General features: G+C 42.7%; 16 protein-coding genes and 1 pseudogene. 5 read left to right on the forward strand and 12 right to left on the reverse strand.

What is annotated here, in order from left to right; genetic code table 11:
* Positions 1-6: 6 nt before the first annotated feature.
* Entirely contained in the window at positions 7-1,437 is a 1,431-nt protein-coding gene (gene ccoN, locus QV280_RS06405; protein ID WP_023403947.1) for a cytochrome-c oxidase, cbb3-type subunit I, read from the reverse strand.
* Positions 1,438-1,691: 254 nt separating this feature from the next.
* On the opposite strand from ccoN, the gene QV280_RS06410 reads away from it, so the two are divergent.
* The gene (locus tag QV280_RS06410; protein WP_152820934.1) at positions 1,692-2,054 is read left to right on the forward strand and encodes a hypothetical protein; all 363 of its coding nucleotides are present in this window, start codon (positions 1,692-1,694) and stop codon (positions 2,052-2,054) included.
* A gap of 19 nt (positions 2,055-2,073) precedes the next feature.
* Here QV280_RS06410 and QV280_RS06415 read toward each other — a convergent pair whose 3' ends face one another.
* On the reverse strand, positions 2,074-3,270 hold the full coding sequence (locus QV280_RS06415; RefSeq protein WP_367869578.1) for an MFS transporter: 1,197 nt from the start codon (positions 3,268-3,270) through the stop codon (positions 2,074-2,076).
* A gap of 206 nt (positions 3,271-3,476) precedes the next feature.
* Between QV280_RS06415 and QV280_RS06420 the strand changes: the two genes are divergently transcribed.
* Both QV280_RS06420 and QV280_RS06425 read left to right on the forward strand, forming a co-directional pair.
* Positions 3,477-4,433 carry a hypothetical protein gene (locus QV280_RS06420; protein WP_152820930.1) on the forward strand — a complete coding sequence of 319 codons (957 nt, stop codon included), beginning with the start codon at positions 3,477-3,479 and terminating at the stop codon, positions 4,431-4,433.
* Positions 4,434-5,431: 998 nt separating this feature from the next.
* Positions 5,432-6,800 (forward strand): annotated as a pseudogene (locus QV280_RS06425) (ISNCY family transposase).
* Between the two features lie 227 nt (positions 6,801-7,027).
* On the opposite strand, the gene QV280_RS06430 reads toward QV280_RS06425, so the two are convergent.
* Both QV280_RS06430 and matP read right to left on the reverse strand, forming a co-directional pair.
* Complete coding sequence (locus tag QV280_RS06430; protein WP_152819912.1) at positions 7,028-7,327, reverse strand: DUF3634 family protein; 300 nt, start codon at positions 7,325-7,327, stop codon at positions 7,028-7,030.
* Between the two features lie 27 nt (positions 7,328-7,354).
* A complete protein-coding gene (gene matP, locus QV280_RS06435; protein WP_023404668.1) occupies positions 7,355-7,804 on the reverse strand; it encodes a macrodomain Ter protein MatP in 450 nt (149 codons plus the stop codon).
* Between the two features lie 220 nt (positions 7,805-8,024).
* On the opposite strand from matP, the gene QV280_RS06440 reads away from it, so the two are divergent.
* The gene (locus QV280_RS06440) at positions 8,025-9,662 is read left to right on the forward strand and encodes a S16 family serine protease (protein ID WP_152819911.1); all 1,638 of its coding nucleotides are present in this window, start codon (positions 8,025-8,027) and stop codon (positions 9,660-9,662) included.
* A gap of 67 nt (positions 9,663-9,729) precedes the next feature.
* Positions 9,730-10,260, forward strand: coding sequence for a bifunctional 3-hydroxydecanoyl-ACP dehydratase/trans-2-decenoyl-ACP isomerase (gene fabA, locus QV280_RS06445; protein ID WP_152819910.1), 531 nt, complete (start codon positions 9,730-9,732; stop codon positions 10,258-10,260).
* Between the two features lie 181 nt (positions 10,261-10,441).
* Here fabA and rmf read toward each other — a convergent pair whose 3' ends face one another.
* The 8 genes from rmf to QV280_RS06485 form a co-directional block, all read right to left on the reverse strand.
* Positions 10,442-10,615: a ribosome modulation factor gene (rmf, locus tag QV280_RS06450; protein ID WP_023404671.1), complete on the reverse strand. Its 174-nt coding sequence runs from the start codon at positions 10,613-10,615 to the stop codon at positions 10,442-10,444.
* A 223-nt stretch (positions 10,616-10,838) separates the two neighbouring features.
* A complete protein-coding gene (locus QV280_RS06455) occupies positions 10,839-12,836 on the reverse strand; it encodes a DUF3466 family protein (protein WP_152819909.1) in 1,998 nt (665 codons plus the stop codon).
* 6 nt (positions 12,837-12,842) lie between these two features.
* Positions 12,843-14,768, reverse strand: coding sequence for an ABC transporter ATP-binding protein (locus QV280_RS06460; protein ID WP_152819908.1), 1,926 nt, complete (start codon positions 14,766-14,768; stop codon positions 12,843-12,845).
* Positions 14,746-14,985, reverse strand: a complete 240-nt coding sequence (locus QV280_RS06465; RefSeq protein ID WP_367869536.1) for a glutaredoxin family protein — start codon at positions 14,983-14,985, stop codon at positions 14,746-14,748. Before QV280_RS06465 ends, QV280_RS06460 begins: the two co-directional genes overlap by 23 nt.
* The gene (rlmKL, locus tag QV280_RS06470) at positions 14,982-17,123 is read right to left on the reverse strand and encodes a bifunctional 23S rRNA (guanine(2069)-N(7))-methyltransferase RlmK/23S rRNA (guanine(2445)-N(2))-methyltransferase RlmL (RefSeq protein ID WP_152819907.1); all 2,142 of its coding nucleotides are present in this window, start codon (positions 17,121-17,123) and stop codon (positions 14,982-14,984) included. The genes QV280_RS06465 and rlmKL overlap by 4 nt, the downstream gene beginning before the upstream one ends.
* 565 nt (positions 17,124-17,688) lie before the next feature.
* Positions 17,689-18,231, reverse strand: coding sequence for a cell division protein ZapC (locus QV280_RS06475; protein WP_023404676.1), 543 nt, complete (start codon positions 18,229-18,231; stop codon positions 17,689-17,691).
* Positions 18,232-18,394: 163 nt separating this feature from the next.
* Entirely contained in the window at positions 18,395-19,405 is a 1,011-nt protein-coding gene (pyrD, locus tag QV280_RS06480; protein ID WP_152819906.1) for a quinone-dependent dihydroorotate dehydrogenase, read from the reverse strand.
* A gap of 45 nt (positions 19,406-19,450) precedes the next feature.
* Positions 19,451-24,295, reverse strand: coding sequence for an NAD-glutamate dehydrogenase (locus QV280_RS06485; RefSeq protein WP_152819905.1), 4,845 nt, complete (start codon positions 24,293-24,295; stop codon positions 19,451-19,453).
* Positions 24,296-24,536 lie beyond the last annotated feature (241 nt).

Raw genomic sequence — 24,536 nt, forward strand, 5'->3', positions numbered from 1 at the left:
CGTCTCCTATTGTGCAGGTTGAGGAATAGCTTTCAGGCTATTCTTGGGAGCGTTGATAGTCTTGTAGGTGTTGTATGCCATTAAAAACATACCCGACAAGAAGATGGCGCCACCGATAAAGCGCACCGTATAGTACGGATAAGACGCTTGCACAGATTCGACAAAGCTGTAAGTCAAGGTGCCGTCAGCGTTAACACTGCGCCACATCAAGCCTTGCATTACACCTGAAATCCACATTGCAACGATGTACAAAACGGTGCCGACAGTGGCTAACCAGAAGTGCACGTTGATAAGACTGACCGAGTACATACGCTCTTGACCAAACAACTTAGGCACTAAGTGGTACACCGAACCAATAGACACCATCGCCACCCAGCCTAATGCGCCAGAGTGTACGTGACCAATGGTCCAGTCGGTGTAGTGTGACAGTGCGTTTACTGTCTTAATTGCCATCATTGGCCCTTCAAAGGTCGACATACCGTAGAAAGAAAGTGAGACAATTAAGAAACGTAGAATTGGGTCATAGCGCAATTTATGCCAAGCGCCAGATAGGGTCATAATACCGTTGATCATGCCACCCCAAGACGGAGCAAAAAGAACCAAAGACATCACCATACCTAACGATTGAGTCCAATCGGGCAGTGCCGTGTAGTGTAGGTGGTGTGGACCTGCCCAAATGTACAAAGAAACCAATGCCCAAAAGTGAACGATAGAAAGACGGTATGAATAAACGGGACGTTCAGCTTGTTTGGGTACGAAGTAGTACATCATACCAAGGAAACCAGCAGTCAATAGGAAGCCTACTGCGTTGTGTCCGTACCACCATTGTACCATGGCATCCACGGCGCCAGAGTAGATGGAGTAAGACTTCATGCCAGAAACAGGAATGGCTAAGCTATTGACTATATGTAAAACAGCAACAGTCAGAATAAAGGCTCCAAAGAACCAGTTAGCAACGTAAATATGCGATGTTTTACGCTTGATGAGAGTTCCAAAGAACACTACAGCATAAGCGACCCAAACGATAGTGATGGCGATATCGATTGGCCATTCAAGTTCTGCGTATTCCTTGCCTGAGGTAAACCCAAGTGGCAGTGAAATAGCCGCAGCTAAAATGATCGCCTGCCAACCCCAGAAGGTGAATGCCACTAACGGGCCACCAAATAGGCGTGCTTGACAGGTACGTTGAACCACATAATAAGATGTGGCGAATAGGGCGCTTGTACCAAACGCAAAGATAACTGCGTTTGTGTGAAGCGGTCGTAGACGGGAGTAGGTTAACCACGGCGTATCAAAGTTAAGCTGTGGCCAAACCAACTGAGCGGCAATCAAAACACCCACACCCATTCCGACAATACCCCACAAAATTGTGACTAAGGTAAATTGACGAACTACGGTGTAGTTGTAGTTTTGTTCAAGCTGCTTTTCTTGGCTCATTTGCATGCTTCCAATTATTAGTAACTACACTTTTCCAACACAACGCCAACAAGTTGACGCACGACAAATATCACCAAAATCAAAGGCAAATGAGTTAAAGTTACTCTAATTCCTAAAATCCATTTAAAAGGCGACATTAACACTGAGAATTATACGGATTTAACATTTGAATGACAGGTGTTTAACGTTAGGTGTGATTAGAGTTTTACTATTTAATGTAAAAAGTTTGAAGTTTGTTACAAAGGAGGCATTTAATGGCCGCAGAAAAATTGACCAAAGGACGCTTAATTCAAATTATTGTGACTTTTTCGGTGCTTATCATCGCCTTTACTTGGCGAACTTTTACGCACGATCAAAGTAATGCCATCAATAAAGTGGAATGCAATACACAAGAAATCTGTCAAATAAGCCTAAATAAGAAAGAATATCAGTTAGATTTAGACGTGAAAAACAGCCGGTTTAGACTTATAACAAATGGAAATGATGAAAATAAAGGCTTTGTGGAGTTTAAAGGGGCTACCTACCAAATATCAGAGTTTATTGCGGTAGATAGCCTTAATAATTTCGATTTTTCTATTAGAAATGGTCAACATAGCATCAATGTGAATGTTAAATAACAGTGATAGTTAACACTGATTAATGATCGACTTCGACTTTTACGTCTCTGGCACTGAGAGCACCAAAAAATGCGCATCCACAACCGACAATAGCAATGCTCCATAAAGACAACGCCCAACTGCCGCTGCTTTGGTAAAAGTAACCAAGCAGTGGTGGTCCAATGGTCGCTATTCCATAACCAATACTTTGTGACATGGCAGAGAGCGCAGCCGCTTGAGATCCGTTGTGTGTGCGTAACCCAATAAATGAAAGACCAATCACGAAGGTCGCACAATTAAAGAAACCAAACATCAGTGTCCATAATATGGCCCATTGCGGAACATAGAGGGTGCCAAGGGTGGCGATTACTGCGCCCATTGCCGTACCAACAAACAACCACTTAGTACTCTTTAGGATGGACAAAAATGGAATCAATACCAAGCCAGGCAACATAGTGGCAAACTGTAATAAGCCATAGATGTAACCCGCTTCGGTTTCCGTCATGCCGTGGTCAATCAAGATCTTTGGTAGCCAACCCGCAAAAGAATAGAAAGTAAAAGAATTCAGTCCCAAAGCTAATGTGACTTGCCAAGCGACTGGGCTTCGCAGTAATTGTTTAATATTAATAGCTTTATTCGACTCGTTGCGACCTTCATCTTTGGCTGAGAATAACCAAAACACTAGCGCGATGACCACAAGCAGCAAGTTAAATAGCAAAGCAAACTGCCAACCAGAGATAGACGACAAGAATGGATTGGAAAACGACCAATGCGATAAAGGCACCATCGCTGTAGACGAAAGTGCAGAGCCTATGCCCATAGTAAACGTATATAATGAGCCCACAACTGCAATACGTGCAGGAAAACTGACTTTAACTGCGACAGGAAGCAATACATTGCCAACCGCAATACCCGCGCCGATAAAGACTGTGCCTAGATAAAGGCTATATACATCGCCATACGAACGTAAACACACGCCGAGGAATATCGAAAGCAGCGCAACGCAGATACTGTTCTTAAGCCCTACGTATTTGAGTATAACAAGCGCAAACGGAGAGATAAGTGCAAATGACAGCAGCGGTAGTGAAGATAACATCCCCAAAATGGTTGAGCTTAGATGCAACTGGGTCATTATCTGGTCGAGCAAAGGCGCAAGACTGGTAAACGGGCCGCGTAAATTAGCGGCCAGTAATAGAATCCCGATAAAGGCGAGGGTGTGTTTGCGTGAAAGAGCCACGATGTTTCCTAACAAAGAACGAGCAGCGAGTATAAGCCTTTGCCAAGCTGTTGTTGAGCATTAATCTACTGTCTATTTCTAAATGTATATGTTCACATTAAATAAATGCGAAACATTTACCCAAAGAGTTGATGTTATACGCGCTTTGCGGTTTTTCAAAGTGTTACACTCGTACTCAATTCATCTCTAATGCTTACGGAAATAGCATGTTAAAAAAACTACTCACATTAAATGCCTTTCTTATTCTAAGTGGTTGTACTGCTACATCTGACGTTGCTCCAAAGCCTGTGGTACACACTCAAAGTGGTAATATTGTTATCAGTCAAACCCAATTAACCGCTGATGGCCCAGGCAAAGAAGATACTTATACCTTGATTCGAAATGCGTTTGGTCCTCGCTCTATTGAGGCACCGGATCTCTATGGCAGTGCCAATCATGCGGGTGCGCCTCATATCACTGAAGCGACTGATGCGACGGTAGGTAACTATTTTAAATTTGTTATCCATAGAGATGATGATCATGATCGTGATGTACTGTCGAAAAGCGATCGTCAGCGTAACGAAATCAAAGTCTATGGCGGTTCGGATTCGTCATTGAAAGGTTATTTAGGCAGTACTTTTGAGTATCGCTGGAAATTTAGAATTGGCGATAATCTCGCGGTAACAAAACACTTTACCCATATTTTCCAACTTAAAGCGGTAAAAGGTAAAGGCAGCGATGCTATCACCAGTTCCCCAATATTGACTTTGACGGCCAACGTACGCCAGGGGAAAAGCGGGCTAGAAGTAAGACATGTTCGCTACAACGATGATAAAACGGGCACAGTCAATGAAACTCTATATCACTCGGTTCGTCACAATGTCGATTGGCAAAATGACCTTCGTGGACACTGGTTTGAAGTATACGTTAAAGCAAACTACGCCGAGTCGGGCAGCTTATATATGACAGTTACACCATTGGGTGAAACAACGCCTATTATAGAAGTGAATCAACACAACATTGAAATGTGGCGCTCTGGCGATGATGCTAGCCATGCCAACTTTGTCCGACCAAAATGGGGCATCTACCGTTCATTGAAAGCGATTGATCAGTTGAATAAAGAAGAAGACGAAGTGGATTTTGCTGATTTTGAAGTAACTAAGGTTAAACCGGTGACTGAGTAAAAGTCATTAAATCTCGGTATGCAAAATCGAACATCAGCGATAAATATCGCTGATGTTTTATCCACTCTAACGCACTATAACTAGCTTGTTGTTGGTGATAGTTTATCACATTACACACAGTTATTTAAAGTAAACTTTAAATAATTCAATAGGATACAGGTAGGTTAGCATTTGTAGAGAGAAAAGATGCTTAGGTAATCTAAGTTTATAAAACCGTAATATACACTAAGCTGATAGTCGGCATGATTGGAGTCAATATGTCGGTTTAGTCTGTATATTGCCTGTAGAGCAGATGTCTTTTGCGATCGAGTGCGTCAAATCTTGGCTATGGATAAGCTCATATAGATTATGAACACGGAACAAGGGTCATAATTAAGCGGTATTGAATGGCATAAATTCATTTCATCAACTGATTAGAAGAATTGGTGCGAGCTAAATAAAAGCATTCGTTAAGGTAAAGGGCTAAGTATTTAACTCGGGACTATATAGTATTCGTAAGCAATATTGCGTCGGAATGATGTTGATGTGTGTTCGGCAAGTGGCACACTTAGTCAAAATGGCAAGAAAGGAAAAATGTGATTGGATGCAGCCAGGATTGAAGTTTGGCTCGATGACGCGTAAACGAAACATAATTAGCTTAGTGTATAAAACGCTAACACAGTGAACCAGATCAAAGGGTCACAAACAAATACCATGACTTGATAGTCAGGCCAGCTTTAAGAAAAACACATTGATATTGAATCAGTGAACCTAGTGTATAAAGAAATGACTGAGCAAACATTAAGAGAGGGGTTAAACAAGCCAAAGTCAAAGCTACAGAGATTAGATAACCGTTTCAATAAACCCTATTTAACATAATATACATAATGCGTACTTGAATTGTAAGTCCAAAGTTGTAATGTCACTTTTTATCAAAGTTAAAATGTCACTATAACTGAGTCTTGAACTATCGTTTTAATATCTGACTTAGTTTTGGAGGCTTAGGAATGTTGATAGCTATGAGTGATAATGAAATCGATCGTCTTAAAGTAATTCAAGATGTATGTGAACGCCGACTCCGCCGTATTGATGCGGCTGAACTTTTAAATCTTAGTGTTAGACAAGTTCAACGTCTGATGAATCGGCTACGCCAATATGGCGCAGCCGGTTTGTCTCATAAGTCACGAGGTAAACCCAGCAATAATAAACTCCCATCGGATTATCGAAGTTATATTTTAGATACTATTACTCAGTATTATCCTGATTTTGGTCCTTCGTTGGCTCATGAAAAATTATCTGAAATCCATAACCTCCGAGTATCTGTTGAAACTTTACGGCAATGGATGATAGCTGATGGCCTCTGGATCCCTCATTCTCAACGTAAGCCCCGAGTTTACCAACCACGTTATCGTCGAGATTGCCTTGGTGAACTAATTCAAATTGATGGCTCTCACCATGACTGGTTTGAAGGACGCAGTGATAAGTGTTGTCTTCTGGTGTTTATTGACGATGCCACTGGTCGCCTAATGAACCTTCGTTTCAGTGAACCTTCGTTTCAGTGAAACTGAGTCTGCATTTGACTATATGCTTGCGACTCGTGAATACCTGAATGAACACGGAAAACCAGTTGCGTTCTACAGCGATAAACACTCGATATTTCGTGTAAATCAAGAAAAACATAAACGTGTTGGTGAAACGCAATATGGCCGTATTCTTAGAGAGCTTGGCATTGAGTTAATATGTGCTAATAGCTCTCAAGCTAAAGGCCGTGTTGAGCGAGCTAATTTGACGCTTCAAGATCGTTTAGTTAAGGAAATGAGACTACAAGGTATTAATACCATTGAGGAAGCTAATACATGGTTGCCCTACTTTATTGACGACTTTAACCGCCGTTTTAGTAAGCCTGCAAACTACCCAAAAGACATGCACCGTAAGGTTCGCGAATCTTCTGAAGAACTTGATGATATCTTTAGTTGGCAAGAAACAAGAAAGCTCTCAAATGCACTGACATTCCAGTATGACAAGGTTGTTTACCTAATTGAAAACACTGAAGAAAACGCTCGATTGGTTCATGAAACAGTGAAAGTACTCGACTATCCAGATGGACATATTGCCATTTGTTATGGCTACAAAAAGCTTAACTTCAAAATCTTCGATAAGTTAGAAAATGTAAATCAAGCTCAAATAGTCGATAACAAACGTTTAGGCAATGTACTGAAGTTTGCTAAGCAAAAACAAGATGACTTTGATGAACAACAAAAACGCAGTAGAAGTAAAAAATCACCAAGACGAAAAGCCCAACAACGAGCTTTAAAAGAACAACTCAGGGCTATTAATCCAGTTCTAACCAATCCTGAGTTATTCAAATCCTCCAATACCAAAGAATAGTCAATCTTTAAAAAGTGACATTTCTAATTAGAAAAATAGAGGGACATTTTTAAATTGGATTGACATGAATATATTGGTTATAAATCAGTTATCTAGCTTATATCTGCCTTTGACTTATCTCTACCTTTGAAATGAACCTATTTGAGCTATGTTGTGCAGTACGTGTTATTTTTGCCTTAACTCTATACTGCACATTCGCTTCTCGTATTTTGTTCTTTTATATTCAACTAGCGTTTTTTGGTTTGAGCTTTTGCGTTTGGCAATGCGTTACGTAAAATGTGGCGCGTCTTGTTCGGTACGCTTTTTGAAAACTTCACTCGAAACTGTTTTCTTGTTTTGTAGATTTTAACTGTGCCATTAAATGGATGCTGTTTGGCTATGTCTTTGCATCTATGCAGAAACGTTTTATCTACTTCTCCGGAATGTGAAGTGACTTCACCGTCTTTAAAGACCAATTTCATTTTAGGTTTGTCGTAAAGAATGATCGCAAAAATTAATGCGGCCGCAACTAAAATGACGTACAACATGCTTATCTCCTACTTAATAGATAATGATTAGTCGGCTAAGAGTTTATTGAGATCTTCTTTAAGGAGATTCACTTTCTCGTTGGCTTTTTCGCTGCGTTGGGCTTCGCTGAGCAAGTATTCGATGGCATCTGATAAGGTGCAGCCTAATTCGTTAGCTCGATAAGAGAGTTTTTCCCAAACGCGGTAGTCTAAATCGATGGATTTCTTGCGTGTATGAACTTGCTCAGCGTTAAAATGACGCTTTCGCTTAGCTCGAATGGCTTGTTTGAGCTTATTATCAAGCTCGATGGACATATGTTTATCAATCCACTCTAAAACTTGAACCGGTTCGTGTTCAATTGCGCGCAGTAGTTCAACTGCGGCAGCATCAGCACTACTGTCAATATGGCGAGTGATTGTTTCTCCTTCTTTCCATTTTTTGACCAAGTAGTTCCATTTCCAACCACATTCTAGGTTTTCTAGCTGTTGATATTTCATGAGTCTAAAGTTAAGTCCATTCATTTAAAGGCATACGGTGACAGCGTAACCCTAGACGACGATTTTGACAATGCGATGACTTCTGATATTTGTGATAAAGCACAAAATGATGCAACGTGTCGTAAAATTGACCTTCAATAAAGCGCGAAAGCACTATTTTTCGGGTTATCTTTTATTACCTTAGGTATACTAGCGCCATAGTATATTTTAGTAAGCATTTATGAAATCCATAGATTGGCGACTCGCTACACCTCAACACGATATAGACTCAAGTCGTAGATTGTTTCAATACACTGAAACGCCTTTTATTGCATTGCAGCCACGCTTAGCGGCCACGTTAAAACGATTTGTCGTTCTCGGACAAAAAGCCCCATTGCTGGCTATCAACAGTTCAGATACTGTTTTATCACGTAAGGAAATCACATCGGTACTGTCTTCATTGACAGAATTACCTGTATTACACAGTGAAACTCTTGCAGCAGAAGAATTATTTGGTAGTTACATTGTAACAAGCTCTGGTGAGGTGCAATCGACCATAGGTTTGCTTGAGCAGCAACACAATGGTTACCTACTTATCTCAGCAAACGCTCTGTTGGTACAACCCACTACTCTACTTGCTATTCGTTCATTGCTAGCAGGCGAAGCTGTGTCACGGATCAACACTAGCAAAATGGGTTATGCACCAGATCAACGTTTTACTAGCTCAGTAAGAGTTGTGGTGGTTGGCGATCGCAGTCAACTAGCTGATCTTGATTATATAGACCCTGCGTTCTCATCTTCACACACTATGTATACTGAAGTGGAAATGGATGTACGTATTGATGCGACAACCGTTGCAGCTTATTTAGGTTATGTGGCCAGTGTAGCGCGCAGTGGCGGACTGCCTGACATGTCGGCTGGCGCTATTTATCATTTCCTGACTGCAGGTGCTCGAGTTTGTGAAGAGCAGCATTTTGTTCCACTGTCATCATCATGGATTCAATCATTACTAATTGAAGCCTCTATTGAATCCTCTTCTGATTGCATTGAATCAAAGCATATAGATGCTGCATTAGATGCGCGTTACTACCGTGAGTCGTATCTGCCTAATCGAGCGCTAGACGATATTCTCGACGGACAGGTATTGATTCAAACCGAAGGTAAACAAGTAGGTCAAGTTAATGGCCTGACCGTGGTTGATATGCCGGGACATCCGGTTTCTTACGGTGAACCTGCTCGAATTTCCTGTGTTATTCACTTTGGTGACGGCGACGTTTCAGACGTTGAGCGCAAAGCAGAACTCGGCGGCAATCTACATGCCAAAGGCATGATGATTATGCAGGCATTTCTCAGTAGCGCACTGGATTTAGATGAACCACTGCCATATTCAGCGTCAATTGTATTTGAACAATCGTATAGCGAAGTTGATGGAGATAGTGCTTCCTTGGCAGAGCTGTGTGCATTTGTCAGTGCGTTATCAGGTTATGAAATTAAGCAAAATATCGCTGTGACCGGTGCGGTTGATCAGTTTGGCCGTGTGCAAGCTGTCGGCGGACTTAATGAAAAAATTGAAGGTTTCTTCTATGTGTGCGCTCACCAAGGGTTAACGGGCGAGCAAGGTGTTATCTTACCCAAATCGAATCTACGTCATCTATCCTTACATAAAGACGTAGTTGAGGCGATAAAACAAGGCAAGTTCCATATTTGGAGCGTAGAGGATGTACATCAAGCTCTGCCTATTATCACCGGACAACAATTTAGCGGCGACTGCGAAGATACGATTCTCAACAAAATTGCAGAACGCATCGACAGGCTCAATCAGCATGATTTAGGCGAAAGTTTGCTTGAACGCTTAAAAAGAACGCTGTTTAGAGACTGATCGGAGTTGTAAGTACCATACTGCATCACATAAGATGCAGGTTCAAAAAATCTGGAGACTCAATACAATGCAACAAAAACCTTGCGATATCGCAAACTCATATGATCGTGACGACCTATTAGCATCAAGCCGTGGTGAACTATTTGGCCCTCAAGGTCCACAATTACCTGCGCCTAACATGCTGATGATGGACCGTGTGACTAAAATGTCACAAACCGAAGGTGAGTTTGGCAAAGGTCTTATTACTGCAGAATTAGATATTACTCCAGACCTATGGTTTTTCGATTGCCACTTCCCTGGTGACCCAGTAATGCCTGGTTGTCTTGGACTTGACGCTATGTGGCAACTGGTTGGTTTCTTCCTTGGCTGGATTGGTGGCGAAGGTAAAGGACGCGCACTGGGTGTTGGTGAAGTTAAATTCACTGGTCAAGTGTTGCCAGCAGCGAAAAAAGTAACGTACGAAATTCACATGAAGCGTGTTGTTAACCGTAAACTGGTTATGGGCATGGCTGACGGTCGTGTTCTGGTAGATGGCAAAGAAATCTACGTTGCAAAAGACCTTAAAGTGGGTCTATTCAAAGACACTTCTAAGTTTTAATCTCTTTAAAAAAGAGAACGTTTTGAAGCCACGATTTATATCGTGGCTTTTTTGTTTCAAGCCCTATTGAATCGTATGGTTACCGTAAGTAGTTGAAGTTGGATATTTTTTGTTTATAGTAATTTAGTTATAGTGCATTAGAGTTGTAAAAACAAACCCCAAACGGGGTCTGCTCTTCAGGTTATTTATAAAGACCGGACTCTAGGTCACCTTTCGCGTCTCTCCAACCTCCCAACCATTGTGATTTAGCGTCTGTCTGTTGATATGGGCAAGTATCACTTGAGCGACCATTAAGCCCCGCTTTGTAACCTTGGGACTGTGCTCTCTCAAGACGGTCGCGTTTTTGTCTCTTCATAGTTAAATCCTCTAACCTTTCGATAAACAAATGGGTGGATGGTTTCTTTGAACAACAAACGGCTGTTGAATTACGAAACGATTTATTGTCATACACAATGTGTGTATGCAATGCACCCTATATAAGATTCGTTCAAAAACGAGCTTTTCTCAAGGTCAAAAAAAGGACAATATCAAATTTGTGATATTGTCCTTCGATATTTATCTTAAAATCTGACGTAACGCTACTTCTTAACGCGACGACGCAAGCTTAATAATCCCAATAAGCCAATCATCCAAGGTCCTAAACTACCACCTTGGCGAGAGATCTGCTCTTCAGCTACGCTACGCGGAGTAATAGTTGCAGTTGCGGTATCATCATTAAGATCAACGGTAGGCTCTAATTTAACTGCAACAATGGTTTCAACACCTTTCCCTTCACCACAATAAGCATTATGTCCGGTATTGTCGTAACCACCGGCGCAATATAAAGCGGTGGCTGAAATCTCACCTTTGTCGTTAATATCTGATGCCGCTATGATGCGGTAATGGTTATTGGTGCCATCCACAACTTCGTCGTTGGTTAAATCATCTAACCACCAAGCGCGGTTTTCAAACAATTTACGACGAGCGTCATGGGTGCCATTAAAATCATAAGGGTTAATAAACCCACGGTGTCTACGCTGTTTACCGCCGTATTCACGCGCTGTTTCTGCATCGATAGTACCTACGATTTCATTGTAGTTATTTACCGCTTGCGCTTCACCACCAGAGCCTCTAAAGAAAATTGACTCTCCGGTATCGGCAAAGTATGTCGCCGTAGGCGTGTCTTGACTGGCATCAGCGATAAACATTCGGTTGGCTGCAGCACCGTTTTCCGGAATATAACCGCTGCGTTTTGATTCACCAATCACAAGCAAGTTGTTATTGATATCGGTCGCTTTGGTATTGGAATAGATGAAATCACTGCCGCTTTTCACTTTAGCGCCATTAATAAATACGGTTTTCCACGCTTCAGATTGCGTGATATCAAAGTCACCACTGTCTTCATCAGGAACAAAAATCGCAGCTTGCATCATTAGGTTGTTATCATCACGATCCGTGTTGTAACCCACTAAAACAGGCTTACCGTTATATTTAGTTTCTTCAGGATCGGTGCCGTCTTCATTTGCAATTAGAGTGTTATCTGGTACTACGGCGCCGCGAACACTAGACATATAAGACTTAGCATCGCGAATTCCTGAATCCTCTTCAGCCGCAGTCATATTAACCCAACTACTGACCGCAACACCTTTGTCTGGCGTAGATACATCCCAAACAAAACCTTTGGTAGAGAACGCAAAGTTCTGACAATAACTCTCCGCACCAGGATCATCGATCGCTGTACCACCAGGCATGCAGCGGCCTACATCACGACCATCAAAGTCTTTACCACCATCGTTATAATCAAATGGCGTAACTGACGCACTGCCGACTACATAGGTCTTACTATCATAAGTAAATGAATCAAATGCCATAGTACGGCCCATTTTAGTGACAATGTCACTAACAGGCTTACCGTTATTGGTTTCCGCTGGAAGTAATATGCTATCGCCAACAAAACCGCGTTCTCTAAATGCTAAACCGTAATTGCCGAAGTCGTAATAACCACTGCTGGTCGTGCCCATAACATCGCCATCAACACTGAATTTGTTGACCACAACATTATTAGAGTTAGCCACCCACGTCCCGCCACCAGGTTGATAGGTAGATGAAGGCTCGGTGGTGAATAACTGAGTAGAGGTTCCTGACGTGGTAGCGGTCGCTGCAGCATCGGTATTGCTAGTATAAACGGTTGAAAAGCCTTTCGCATTGGCTTGATAGTTACTTTGATAAAACGCTTCACGCTCGCGCTCTAAACCACCTTTATTATTGATACCGTGCCATTCACGTTCGGCCCAGTTCTCACAACTGTTGTAGCCTAACTCGCGGTAACAATAACTTTCTAGATCGGTCCAGTTCTGATAAGTGAAAGTGTTATCCACCCCAAAAGGCGCTTCGTCACGGTAAGGAATGCCGTCAGTACCGTCTCGGGTATCGCCAGCCACATTGCCGTTCTCGTCTATTGCACTGGCATAAGATTCAGCGCCAAGATTAGCTGGAACAGTCACCTGCACAACATTATAAAGGTTGGCATTAGCGCCATACGAAGCCATAACCAAACTGGCTACGGCTGTAAGTTTAAAGATACGACTACGGTTCAAAATCTGTTATTCCTGCTGCATTGCTTCAAGCTCTTCCCAGCGCTCAAATGCTATTTCTAGTTCCTGCTCCTTGGAAGCTAACTCCTCAAGCACAGGCTGTGTTTCCTCTACAGGAAGAGAGAAAAAAGCGGAGTCATTGACTCGTTCCTGTAGGCTTTCAATGTGTTCTTCAAGTTGTTCTAGAAGTTGTGGTAGCGATTCTAACTCACGTAGCAACTTATACGACAACTTTTTGCTGTTATTGCGACTTGGTTTACTACTTGATTTCTTAGTTGCTTTATCTGTAACCACTACGTCACTTTTGCTTGCCACAAATTCCTGACGAGAGGCTTTCACTTGAGCGCGCTGCTGCTGCGCATCATGGTAACCGCCAACGAACTCCTCGATACGACCATTACCTTCAAAAATCCAACTTGCCATGACTGTATTGTCGACAAACTCACGGTCGTGACTGACTAAAAGTAAAGTACCCTGATAGTTGGCAAGTAAATCTTCTAAAAGTTCCAATGTTTCGATATCTAAATCGTTGGTTGGTTCATCTAAAACCAATAAATTGTTCGATTTAAGGAAAATTCGCGCCAATAACAGACGGTTTTTCTCACCACCAGACAAGGCTTTTACCGGAGAACGCGCACGTCTTGGTGAGAATAGGAAATCTTGTAAGTAGCTGAGCGCATGACGCTCACGTCCGCCCACAGTAACCTCTTGTTTGCCGTCAGCTAAGTTATCAATTACAGTTTTTTCTGGGTCAAGCGCTTCACGGTATTGGTCAAAATAAGCAATTTCCAGCTTAGTACCACAATGCAAACGTCCTGAATCCGGTTTGATGTCGCCAAGCATCAGTTTAAGCAAAGTACTCTTACCACAACCGTTAGGTCCAATGAGTGCAACCTTATCGCCACGCATCACTGAGAAACTAAAGTCGTTAATAATCGTTTTACCATCAATGGCATAACTAATATTCTCAGCTTCAAAGACAATTTTGCCGCTGCGCGTACCATCATCGATCTGTATGTTAGCCTTGCCCTGCACTTCAATGCGATCTTTACGCTCACGACGTAATTGTTTCAGTGCTCTAACACGGCCTTCGTTACGAGTACGGCGTGCTTTGATGCCTTGACGTATCCAAGTCTCTTCTTGAGCAAGCTTTTTATCAAATTCGGCGTTTTGCGCTTCTTCAACGCGAATCGCTTCTTCTTTATCAATTAAGTATTGCTGATAGTTACCTGGGAATGAAGAAAGCTTCCCTCTATCAAGATCAACAATACGAGTCGCCATTGATTGAATAAAGCTTCTATCGTGCGAAATAAAGATGATTGAACCGCGGAAATCTTTCAAAAAGGTTTCTAGCCATTCAATGGTGGTCACATCAAGGTGGTTGGTTGGCTCATCAAGCAGCAATACATCAGGATCGCATACCAAAGCGCGCGCTAACGCCGCTTTACGTTGCCACCCACCCGATAAATCCGTCAATAAAGTGTGAGGATCTAGCGCTAAGGCTTCCAAGACATTGGTAATGCGGCTTTCAAAACGCCATGCACCGCTATGATCAAGGGTTTCTTGAACCTTAGATAAACGGTTAATGTTTTTTTCGCTTGGGTCTTCCGCCACCAGATCCAACAGATCTTGGTAGATCTTAAGCTGTTTACCGATTTCAGCTAAACCTTCAGACACGAATTCATAGACGGTGCCTTCTTGATTACGCGGTGGATCTTGTTCTAAGCGAGAGATAACCACATCTTGGGTTATCTGCATATTGCCATCGTCCATTTGCACGTTGCCCGCAATCACCTTCATTAAGGTGGATTTACCGGCGCCGTTGCGTCCCACGAGACAAACGCGTTCGTTCTCTTGTAGCTGAAAATCAGCGTTATCCAACAGAGGGATATCACCGAAAGCCAATTGACCATTATGAATGGTAAGTAATGCCATTATTGTCTAACCATTGTTGTAATTGTTGTAAATCGAAGGGCCAGTTAAGTTCTTGGTTATTATATTGAACCACAGGTATCGTGACACCGTAACGCGCAAACAGTGCGTCATCAAACACAATATCGATAGTCTGAGGTTCAATGCCAACTTGATTAAGCAAGCTATGCGCTTGCTCACAAAGATGGCACCCTTCGGTACTGTAAAGAGTTACTTTCACTCAGTATCGCCCACCAGTGATACTAACCAGCAGTTGTGGATGTGCTTATTGCGGGCAAAATCCAAAGGTAATGTTTTGTCAGAAATATTCTGTGCTTGTAAACCCAGTTCCGCTAGCCCTTGCATATCCATTTTAAACTGACGTTTATTGTTTGAGAACACAATAGTGCCCTGTGGACGCAACAAGCGTTTTAGGTGAGTCATAAGCTGAATATGGTCGCGTTGAATATCAAAGGTTTGCTTCATACGTTTTGAATTAGAAAACGTCGGTGGGTCGATAAAGATCAAATCATATTGACCCGTTGCTTTTTCAAGCCATTGTAAACAATCCGCTTGGATAAACTCGTGTTGCTTACCCTTAATGCCGTTGATGGCTAAGTTTTCTTTCGCCCAATCAAGGTAAGTGTTCGACATATCAATAGTGGTGGTCGACTTAGCGCCGCCAACCGCTGCATGTACAGTAGCACTGCCCGTATAAGCAAATAGATTTAAGAAATCACAACCTGCCGCCATTTGACCAATTTTACGACGGGTCAATTTGTGATCCAAAAACAGACCGGTATCTAAATAATCAAACAGGTTTACTTTAAGATTAACGCCATATTCAGACACTTCCATCTGATGCGATTTTTGCGCTAATTTTTGATATTGATTGGTGCCCTTTTGTCTTTGACGAACCTTCAGTACCACGTTGTTCGCTTCCACGCCAGTCACTTGAATGCTAGCGCGAATGATGTCAGTAAGACGACGTTTTGCAGTCTCAGGATCTATAGTCTTTGGCGCAGCGTATTCTTGAATTACTAGATGACCGGGATACACATCGATAGCCACATTGTAATCAGGCAAGTCCGCATCATATATACGGTAGCAGTCGAGTTGCTCGCGTTTCGCCCATTTACCAATTTTAGCGATGTTCTTCTTCAGACGGTTAGCAAAATCAGGCGCTACAACAGCTTGTGTAGGCTGTGAGTCACTGCCGTTTCCAGATGCTCGTGGCTTATCTGAAATGCCGTAGTTCTTTTGTAAACAGTTTAATGCACCGTTGTTTACTTTATATTGTTTGTCCGCACGCATGCGTAGGCAACTTAATAGCTCGTCAGAACTTGAGAAAATAGACGCATTCCAACCGCCAAACTCAGCTTTTAATTGGGCACCAAACTCGGAATACAGTGCAATCAAACCAGGCTCTGTGCTTAGTCGCTCACCGTAAGGCGGGTTACAAATAATAGAGCCTGTCCCTGCGTCTTTAGGGGCAGTAATACGAGTCGCATCACCAAGTCTAAAATCAATCAAGCCGTCAATACCGGCACGTACAGCGTTTTTCTTAGCCGTTTCCAACACTCGTGGGTCGTTATCGTAACCAATCACGGGAACTTCAAATTTGTTAATACCACGGCGGCCGACCACTTTCGCCTCAGATTTCACTTCAGTCCACAATCCGTAATCGAAGTCTTTAAGATTCTCAAGGCTCCAATTCGTGCGCGCATGCCCTGGAGCAACGTTAGCCGCCAGCATTACAGCTTCAATTAATAAGGTGCCAGAACCACACATAGGATCGATAAGTGGCGACTGTGTATCCCAACCGCTACGCATGACAATAGAAGCAGCAAGAGTTTCACGCAACGGTGCGCGACCCGCTTCGGTGCGGTAACCACGTTGGTTAAGACCTTGACCAACCATATCAATACCCAGTATCGCGTCGTCTCTGTGTAAACGAACATGAATGCGAAGATCTGGACGATCTTTGCTGATCTCAGGGCGAGGTAAGTTTGCTTTAGTGAAGGTATCCACAATTGCATCCTTAACCTTCATCGCACCATATTGACTATTGCGGATCTGGCCATTGGTGCCGTTGAAATCAACAATAATAGATTTGCCTGCATCAAAGTGGTTCTGCCAACGAATCGACATACATGATAAGTATAAATCCATGTCATCTTGACACTTAAACTCAGACAGAATTCGTACAAATCGCGATGCGGTGCGGCAAGACAAACACGCTCTATAGATCTGTTCTAGATTTGCCTCAAACCGCACGCCCGCTTGTACGGGTTTTGGGTTTTCAATTCCCAATTTATTAAGTTCTTCTACCAATAGATTTTCTAAGCCATTGGCCGTTACGGCAAGGTATTGATGCATGTTAATCACTAAGCTGCTAATAAAATGGCGTTAATTATAAACTGTAATAGTTTTAAATTCCGAAATTTCTCTATCAAAACCCTCTATTTGTTCATTTCTACAGCAAAGCTAACTGTTGGTTAACTTTCTACATCATGAATTACTCCCTTTTCATCCTTAACCAAATGAGTACCTATTTATAGGCTCGCTGGCGATAGTGAATACTTATTCAAGCTAAAATTGGTCTACACCAGCACTCCAAAAGGACTGAAAGTTACTTACAAAATAAAAGAAACAGGGAAATATATAGGGAAATCTACCTACTTTTGCGCAAAATTAAGACAGTGAAACGGAAAAAAGAATGTAAAAAATGTGCGCTTGCAACACCTGATGTCACACTAACGATGTTTAATTCAGGTAAACATTAAGAATGTGTGACTCAGACGCGTCGTCAATCACACCACTACAGCGCTGGATATGGATTCAAAAAAGAAGGAAATAGAAAAGTAACAGGTAACAAAAAGGCCGTTTTAGTGAGAACTAAAACGGCCTTTCTATATAAATTTAAGTTGTATGACGCTAACGATTAAGACACCATCTGTATCTGTGCTTGGAAGAACAGCGCATTTGCTGAGCGCATACGGTCGTGCATCACTTTGATGGGTTGACAGAATGAAAGGTGCTTGCTGCCCGATAGATAGAAATCATCACTATTCACAGAGACCACAATACTGGCAGTATCTGAGCTTTCAACAACCATAAAGTAACCCGTATTGTATTCGTTCTGCAGCTCTACAACCTCCCCCTCTTGGGGTTGATAGCCATTGGACTGAGTATCAAAAAACCAGCTTTTAGGCTGTACAGGCTTATGGAAGCGTTTAACGGCAACGGCTTTGAGTACCAGCTCAGCTTGGCGAGGGATAGAAAGTGGAAGGCCTTTTACGGAGTCTTGGAAGACATGGTAGATATCCGCATCTTCAACAGAAAATTTTTGTGGTTTAAAAGCTGATTCAATAAGCACTTTACGAGGTAAGTTAGAGCGAAATACCATCTCTTCACTTATCTCAAGCATTAGCGAGGATTGCTCCTCATCGTAGTACCAATTCCATGTATCGTTTAGCTTAAGCATAACCCTGTCCTGTCTTTAAACTCAGTTTAAGTAAGACGCTACACCATCCCTGTTTTACGGGGTCCACGTTACTTTCTGATAATTCTACTAACAGAAAACGAAAAAAAAAGGGGAAATGACTCCCCCTTTTTTACGCTAAACAATTGGTTTTACTGCAACTTGATTACAGGTTTTTCACGATATCGCGCACTAAGTTTGGTCCATGGAAAATAAAGCCTGAGTAGACTTGAACCAATTTTGCGCCTGCTTGCAGTTTTTCTTTTGCAGACACAAAAGAATCGATACCACCAACACCGATGATCGGAATATCTTCACCCAGTTCCTGATAAAGTTTCGCAACCACTTCAGTACTGCGCAGTTGCAGAGGACGACCGCTTAAACCGCCGGTTTCTTCTGCATGCTTCATGCCTTCAACAATACTACGATCCAGTGTTGTGTTCGTTGCAATAACACCATCGATAGCGTGTTTGCGCAAAGAATCACAAATCTGCACGATTTCATCATCAGTCAGATCAGGTGCAATTTTTAACGCAAGCGGTACATAGTTACCACGTAACTCATGCAACTCTGTTTGCTTGGCTTTTAAATCGCCTAGCAGTGAATCCAGTGCATCGCCGTATTGTAGCGTACGCAGATCCGGAGTATTCGGTGAAGAAATATTTACTGCAATGTAATCAGCGTACTGATAGACCTTTTCCATACAAATTAGGTAATCGCTGTTACCCTCTTCGATAGGCGTGTCTTTGTTCTTGCCGATGTTAATGCCAAGAATACAATCAAATTTTGCCTTCTTCACATTTTCCACTAAAGCATCTACACCTAGGTTATTGAAACCCATACGGTTGATAATGCCTTCAGCTTCTAGCAAACGGAACATACGAGGTTTATCGTTGCCAGGTTGAGGACGTGGCGTTACCGTCCCTACTTCTACGCAGCCAAAACCCATTGCATCAAATGCTTCAATACATTCCGCATTCTTATCAAGACCCGCGGCTAAGCCAACAGGGTTTTTAAACGTTAGGCCCATACATTCGACTGGACGATTTGGTAATTTTTGACGATAAAACAGATCTAACGGTGTACCTGTTAATTTAGGTAAATAGTTGATCGCAAGATCGTGCGCCTTTTCGGCGTTGAATTGAAATAAGCCAGTTCTGGCAAGACGGTAGAGCATTGTGCCTCCGATAAAAAAAGCCCCGTGTAAACGGGGCTGTATTATTTACTTTGTTGCTTCACAATTCAAGTTTAAAAGCATCAACTCTCTTAATGCGACAGAAAATTTAGCAAATTCATGCACATTCCCCACTTTGAACTCGTTTAAGGTGTTCTCCCAACGCTGCAATGCTAACTGGTTATTGCTGATCCAATTATCAATGGTGGCCTCTTCATCTGGCGGATTATCACCACAACCACAGTTAAGCACTTGCACAGTAAGTTGACGCTGTTGCCAGTCAAGATCTTCTCTAAAGGCCGCTCTCGCAAGTGCCTGCCAATTGTTATCCACCACCTTATTATTGATCTGATCTAAGAACCAATGCAGAGATAAGCGATCCCCTAGGTAGAAGTACATTTTAGCGGTGCGCTCAATGCTCGTTGCGCATTCTTTCGCGGCCAGAGAAATATCGTAACAACAGTACAGGCTAGACAACCTCGCCAGATAATTGGCCAGTTTTTTATCGACGCCTTGCGCTATCCATTCATCGGCCACCGTTTGATGTTGCAAGACTTCATCGGGAACTAAGAATTGATCTAACTTAGCCACGATAACGTCTACATCGGATCTAAAACGATCCACCAATTCTTTGACGCTGCTATTGTGAGAACGATTTCTTAGCATCCAACGGGTGAGACGGCGTAATGTGCGGCGAATCACAATCATCAGTTGATATTGCAAGCTAGCGTCTATGCGATTGTCGTGCTCGCGAATGCTGCTAAATACTTCTGAGAATTTGAATAGCTCTTTAGAAGCCACAAATGCGTTGGCGATATCCACTACATTGGCGCCCGTCTCTTCTTGCAGACGAGTCACAAAGTTGCATCCCATTTCATTGACAATATCATTGGCTAATGCGGTAGCAATGATCTCGGTGCGCAGTGGGTGTGAGTCCATGCTAGATTTATAGTTACGGCGTAACCTATCAGGGAAGTATTGCACTAACTGTTTGGCGTGATACGCATCTTGGGCGATAGCGTCAGTGGCAAGCTGTTCTTTTAACAGCATTTTACCATACGCCACCAGCACTGAGAGCTCTGGTCTTGATAAACCAATACCCTGCTTTTCACGCTCTTGCAGTTGTTCATCGTCGGGAATGTATTCAAGTTGACGGTCAAGATGCCCGGCTTTTTCCATGGTATGGATAAAGCGCATCTGCTCTTTCATCCCCACAATGCCTTGCTCTTCAGTGACAGAGATTGATTCTGACTGACAATAGGCGTGATGCAGAACAATCTCTGACACGTCCGCCTCCATTGAATCGAGAATTTCATTGCGCTGTTTTAACGTCAGGTCACTGTTTTGTACTAAACCATTAAGCAAGATCTTAATATTAACTTCGTTGTCGGAGCTATCCACGCCACCTACATTATCAATAAAGTCGGTATTGACGTATCCACCATTTAAGGCAAATTCAATACGGCCAAGCTGAGTTAAGCCTAAGTTGCCTCCTTCGCCGACCACTTTCGCCCGCAACTGATTGCCATTAATGCGCAAAATGTCGTTAGCGCGATCCCCAACATCGGCATGGCTTTCTTTACTGGATTTCACATAAGTGCCGATGCCACCGTTCCATAGCAAGTCAACTTGCATCATCAAAAGATGCTTGATCAAATCGTTGGGCGCTAATACATCAACCTCTATGTCTAGCATGGCTTTGATTTCAGGTGACAGGGTCACAGATTTAGCTTTGCGCGAAAACACGCCTCCGCCTGTAGAAATCAACGTCTTATCGTAATCATCCCAACCTGTACGTGGCGTATTGAACAGACGCTCACGCTCAGCGAAAGACGTTGCTGCATCTGGATTTGGATCGATAAAGATGTGTAAGTGGTTAAATGCCGCTTGCAGTAAAATATGTTTAGACAGCAACATGCCATTGCCAAATACATCTCCAGCCATGTCCCCCACACCCACAACGGTAAAATTGGTGGTTTGGCAATTAATGCCTAGCTCTCGGAAATGACGTTTTACTGACTCCCAACCACCTTTGGCGGTAATGCCCATCACTTTATGATCGTAACCATTTGATCCGCCAGAGGCGAACGCATCACCAAGCCAGAAGTTGTATTGTTGGGAAACACTGTTCGCAATATCAGAGAAGGTTGCCGTGCCCTTATCGGCGGCCACCACTAAATAAGAGTCGTCTTCATCGTGGCGCACAACATTTGCCGGCGGAACCAACTCGCCCTCAATAATGTTATCAGCGACATCTAATAGCGAACTGATAAACTTGCGATAACAACGCTGACCTTCGGCAAAAATCTCATCTCGACCTGTCATCAAGTGCTGCTTCTTACATACAAAGCCGCCTTTTGCACCCACAGGCAAAATCACCGTATTTTTTACTTGCTGCGCTTTAACTAAGCCAAGCACTTCGGTGCGAAAATCCTCTTGCCTGTCTGACCAACGTAATCCGCCGCGAGCCACTTTACCGCCGCGAAGATGCACGCCTTCCACATCGGGCGCATATACAAACATTTCAAACTCAGGCACCGGCTTAGGTATTTCAGGAATGTTTTTCGGTCTCAACTTTAATGCTAAGCAAGGTTTGCATTCCCCTTGCTCGGTTAACTGGTAGTAGTTGGTGCGCAGCGTAGCGCGAATCATCTCAACATAACGACGCACAATTCTATCGTCATCAAGGCTTTCAACTTTTTCAAGTTGCGCATTGATTTTCTCCACCACTTTCAGTTGTGAAGCTTCATCGCCTTGATTGCTTGGCAAGAAACGTTTTTCAAATAAGCTCACCAGAAAGTTAGCCAGTTTCGGATGCGCGGCTAACGTATCGCCTATGTATTGTTGGCTAAACGGAAAACCCACTTGACGCATATATTTAGCATAGGCACGTAAAATCGTTGTTTCGACACCCGTTAACCCAGCGCCAAGAATTAATCGGTTGAAACCATCGTTTTCTAACTGACCTTGCCACACTCCTGCAAACGCCTGTTGGAAACGATCGCGCACCTTATTGAAATCGACAACCGTGTTGCCTTTGTGCAACATAGAGAAGTCTAAAATCCAATACGTTTGCCCGCTTTTGGTTTCCACTTGATAAGGCGACTCACCAATAATGCGCAAGTCAAAATTCTCTAGCATGGGCATAACATCGGAGAGATGTATTGGTGAATCTTTATGGTAGAGCTTTAAGTGAACCACTTTTGAATCCATCAACTCTTCTTGAGGACGATAGAACAGCATCCCTAAAGGATTTGATTCACTCAATTGTTGTAGACGTTCAATATCTGCCACGGCCGCATTTGGTAACACAGCTTCTTGATACGAACGAGGAAATGCTTCCATGTACCCTTTTGCTAGCGGTAATCCTTGGCTTTCACCTAGACTTGATACGATCGCTTGTTTAAGACGATCTCCCCAAGTAGAAGAGGCTTCCATTAGATCTTGCTCTATGCTTTTCACATCATAATCAAGATCTTGATCATCGACTCGCACAATATAATGGGTTCGGGCTAATGGGCTTTCAGAAAAATAGGTGGTGAATTCAACCTCTTGGTCGGTATGAAAAGCGCGTTTGAAAATGCGCTGAGTTTGCCGACGAAGTTCTGTGTTGTAACGCTCTTTTGTCACATACACCATGGCACTCAAAAAACGTCCAAACGGGTCTTTGCGCACAAACAAGCGAATCATATCGCGGTCTTGCATTTGCACCACGCCCATCCCGATATGCAGCAGTTCATCTTCACTGGCTTGCAATAATTCATCACGAGGATAAGTTTCTAAAATATTATGCAACGCTTTAAACGAATACGAACCGGGTAAGAAGCCGCTGCCTTGTAAAATACGTGCCACTTTGTTTCGCACAAGAGGAATACGTTCCACGCTTTGGTTATACACCGCTGAGGTATAAAGACCGGTGAATCGATGTTCACCAATCACATTACCTTTTTTATCAAAGGTTTTAATACCAACGTAATCATTGTAAGCCGGTCGATGAATACGAGATGGACGATTGCCTTTGGTGAGTATAAGGATATAAGGCTTGGTCGCTTCTTCGCGTGCCGACTCTGAAAAATTGGTCAGCTTGGTCGCCCGCACGCGACGGGTATCAGAGAACAAACCTAAGCCTGGTTCTTCAGTGGGTTGTAATGTTAGCTCATCATTATCACCGATTAAGCGATACTCTTTATACCCCATCAAGGTGAAGTTATGATCGCCAAGCCAGTTTAAAAACTCCAATGATTCTGCAACGTGCTTTTTATCAATGCCCTTAATTTTTTCAAGCCCCTTCACTTGAGTGACCACTTTTTTAAGCACTTCACTCATCGGTTGCCAATCGCTGACTACCGAATGGGTATCCTTCATCACGCTGGCTATTTCGGCCTGCAATTCATCCATTTGCGATTGACTTGATAATCGGTCTACCTCGATGTGGAAAACCGATTGCAGCTTACCTTCTAACTCTTTGTTATTAATATCAAATACTTTGCCGTTTTGCAGGTGCAACTTCGCAGGCCCATGCAACATGATATGACTAGATAAGCCCATACGTGACAGTGTCATTTTCAGTGAGTCGACAAGGAAAGCCATGTCAGGGACGATGATTTCGACAATGGTGTGTGTTGATTGCCAGCCATTGCGACTGAGGGAGGGATTAAACACTTTTACCGATAGTTCGTCTAAGCCCTTCTCTTTTAAATGTTGCCACAAACTCACCACAGCGCCGTATAAATCAGATTCGTTTCGAGAGGCAAGATCGTCATGAGAAATATGACTAAACAAATGTTGCGCCAGTTTGGTCACAACCTGTTGATGGCTAGGATCCACTTTGTCTTTGATCAGTTGATAGACTTTTTCGAGCAAGATAGGGACTAAGGGTTCACGTGCGTTCATAGGGCAAACTCCATCTATTATTTTTTTATTGTTATATAGTTTGTTATCTAGGTAGTACCAGGTATCTGTTTCACTAGTTATAAGCACAAACCGCTGCTTATTGGCGTCATTGTAGGATTTTTATTTCACTTTAGTTACTAAAATTAAACGCTTATCTTTAAAAAAATCAGATGTGTGATGACGCTGTTAATAAACACATCTTTCCCTTGAATATAGAACAAAAAAAGGCTTAGCGTGATGC

This window comes from Vibrio sp. B1Z05 (assembly GCF_052955985.1).

What these genes read in the sequence shown, in the direction of transcription:
- ccoN (WP_023403947.1), bottom strand. Translation starts at nt 1,437, where the DNA reads ATGAGCCAAGAAAAGCAGCTTGAACAAAACTACAACTACACCGTAGTT.
- QV280_RS06410 (WP_152820934.1), top strand. Translation starts at nt 1,692, where the DNA reads ATGGCCGCAGAAAAATTGACCAAAGGACGCTTAATTCAAATTATTGTG.
- QV280_RS06420 (WP_152820930.1), top strand. Translation starts at nt 3,477, where the DNA reads ATGTTAAAAAAACTACTCACATTAAATGCCTTTCTTATTCTAAGTGGT.
- QV280_RS06430 (WP_152819912.1), bottom strand. Translation starts at nt 7,327, where the DNA reads ATGTTGTACGTCATTTTAGTTGCGGCCGCATTAATTTTTGCGATCATT.
- matP (WP_023404668.1), bottom strand. Translation starts at nt 7,804, where the DNA reads ATGAAATATCAACAGCTAGAAAACCTAGAATGTGGTTGGAAATGGAAC.
- QV280_RS06440 (WP_152819911.1), top strand. Translation starts at nt 8,025, where the DNA reads ATGAAATCCATAGATTGGCGACTCGCTACACCTCAACACGATATAGAC.
- fabA (WP_152819910.1), top strand. Translation starts at nt 9,730, where the DNA reads ATGCAACAAAAACCTTGCGATATCGCAAACTCATATGATCGTGACGAC.
- rmf (WP_023404671.1), bottom strand. Translation starts at nt 10,615, where the DNA reads ATGAAGAGACAAAAACGCGACCGTCTTGAGAGAGCACAGTCCCAAGGT.
- QV280_RS06460 (WP_152819908.1), bottom strand. Translation starts at nt 14,768, where the DNA reads ATGGCATTACTTACCATTCATAATGGTCAATTGGCTTTCGGTGATATC.
- rlmKL (WP_152819907.1), bottom strand. Translation starts at nt 17,123, where the DNA reads ATGCATCAATACCTTGCCGTAACGGCCAATGGCTTAGAAAATCTATTG.
- QV280_RS06475 (WP_023404676.1), bottom strand. Translation starts at nt 18,231, where the DNA reads ATGCTTAAGCTAAACGATACATGGAATTGGTACTACGATGAGGAGCAA.
- pyrD (WP_152819906.1), bottom strand. Translation starts at nt 19,405, where the DNA reads ATGCTCTACCGTCTTGCCAGAACTGGCTTATTTCAATTCAACGCCGAA.
- QV280_RS06485 (WP_152819905.1), bottom strand. Translation starts at nt 24,295, where the DNA reads ATGAACGCACGTGAACCCTTAGTCCCTATCTTGCTCGAAAAAGTCTAT.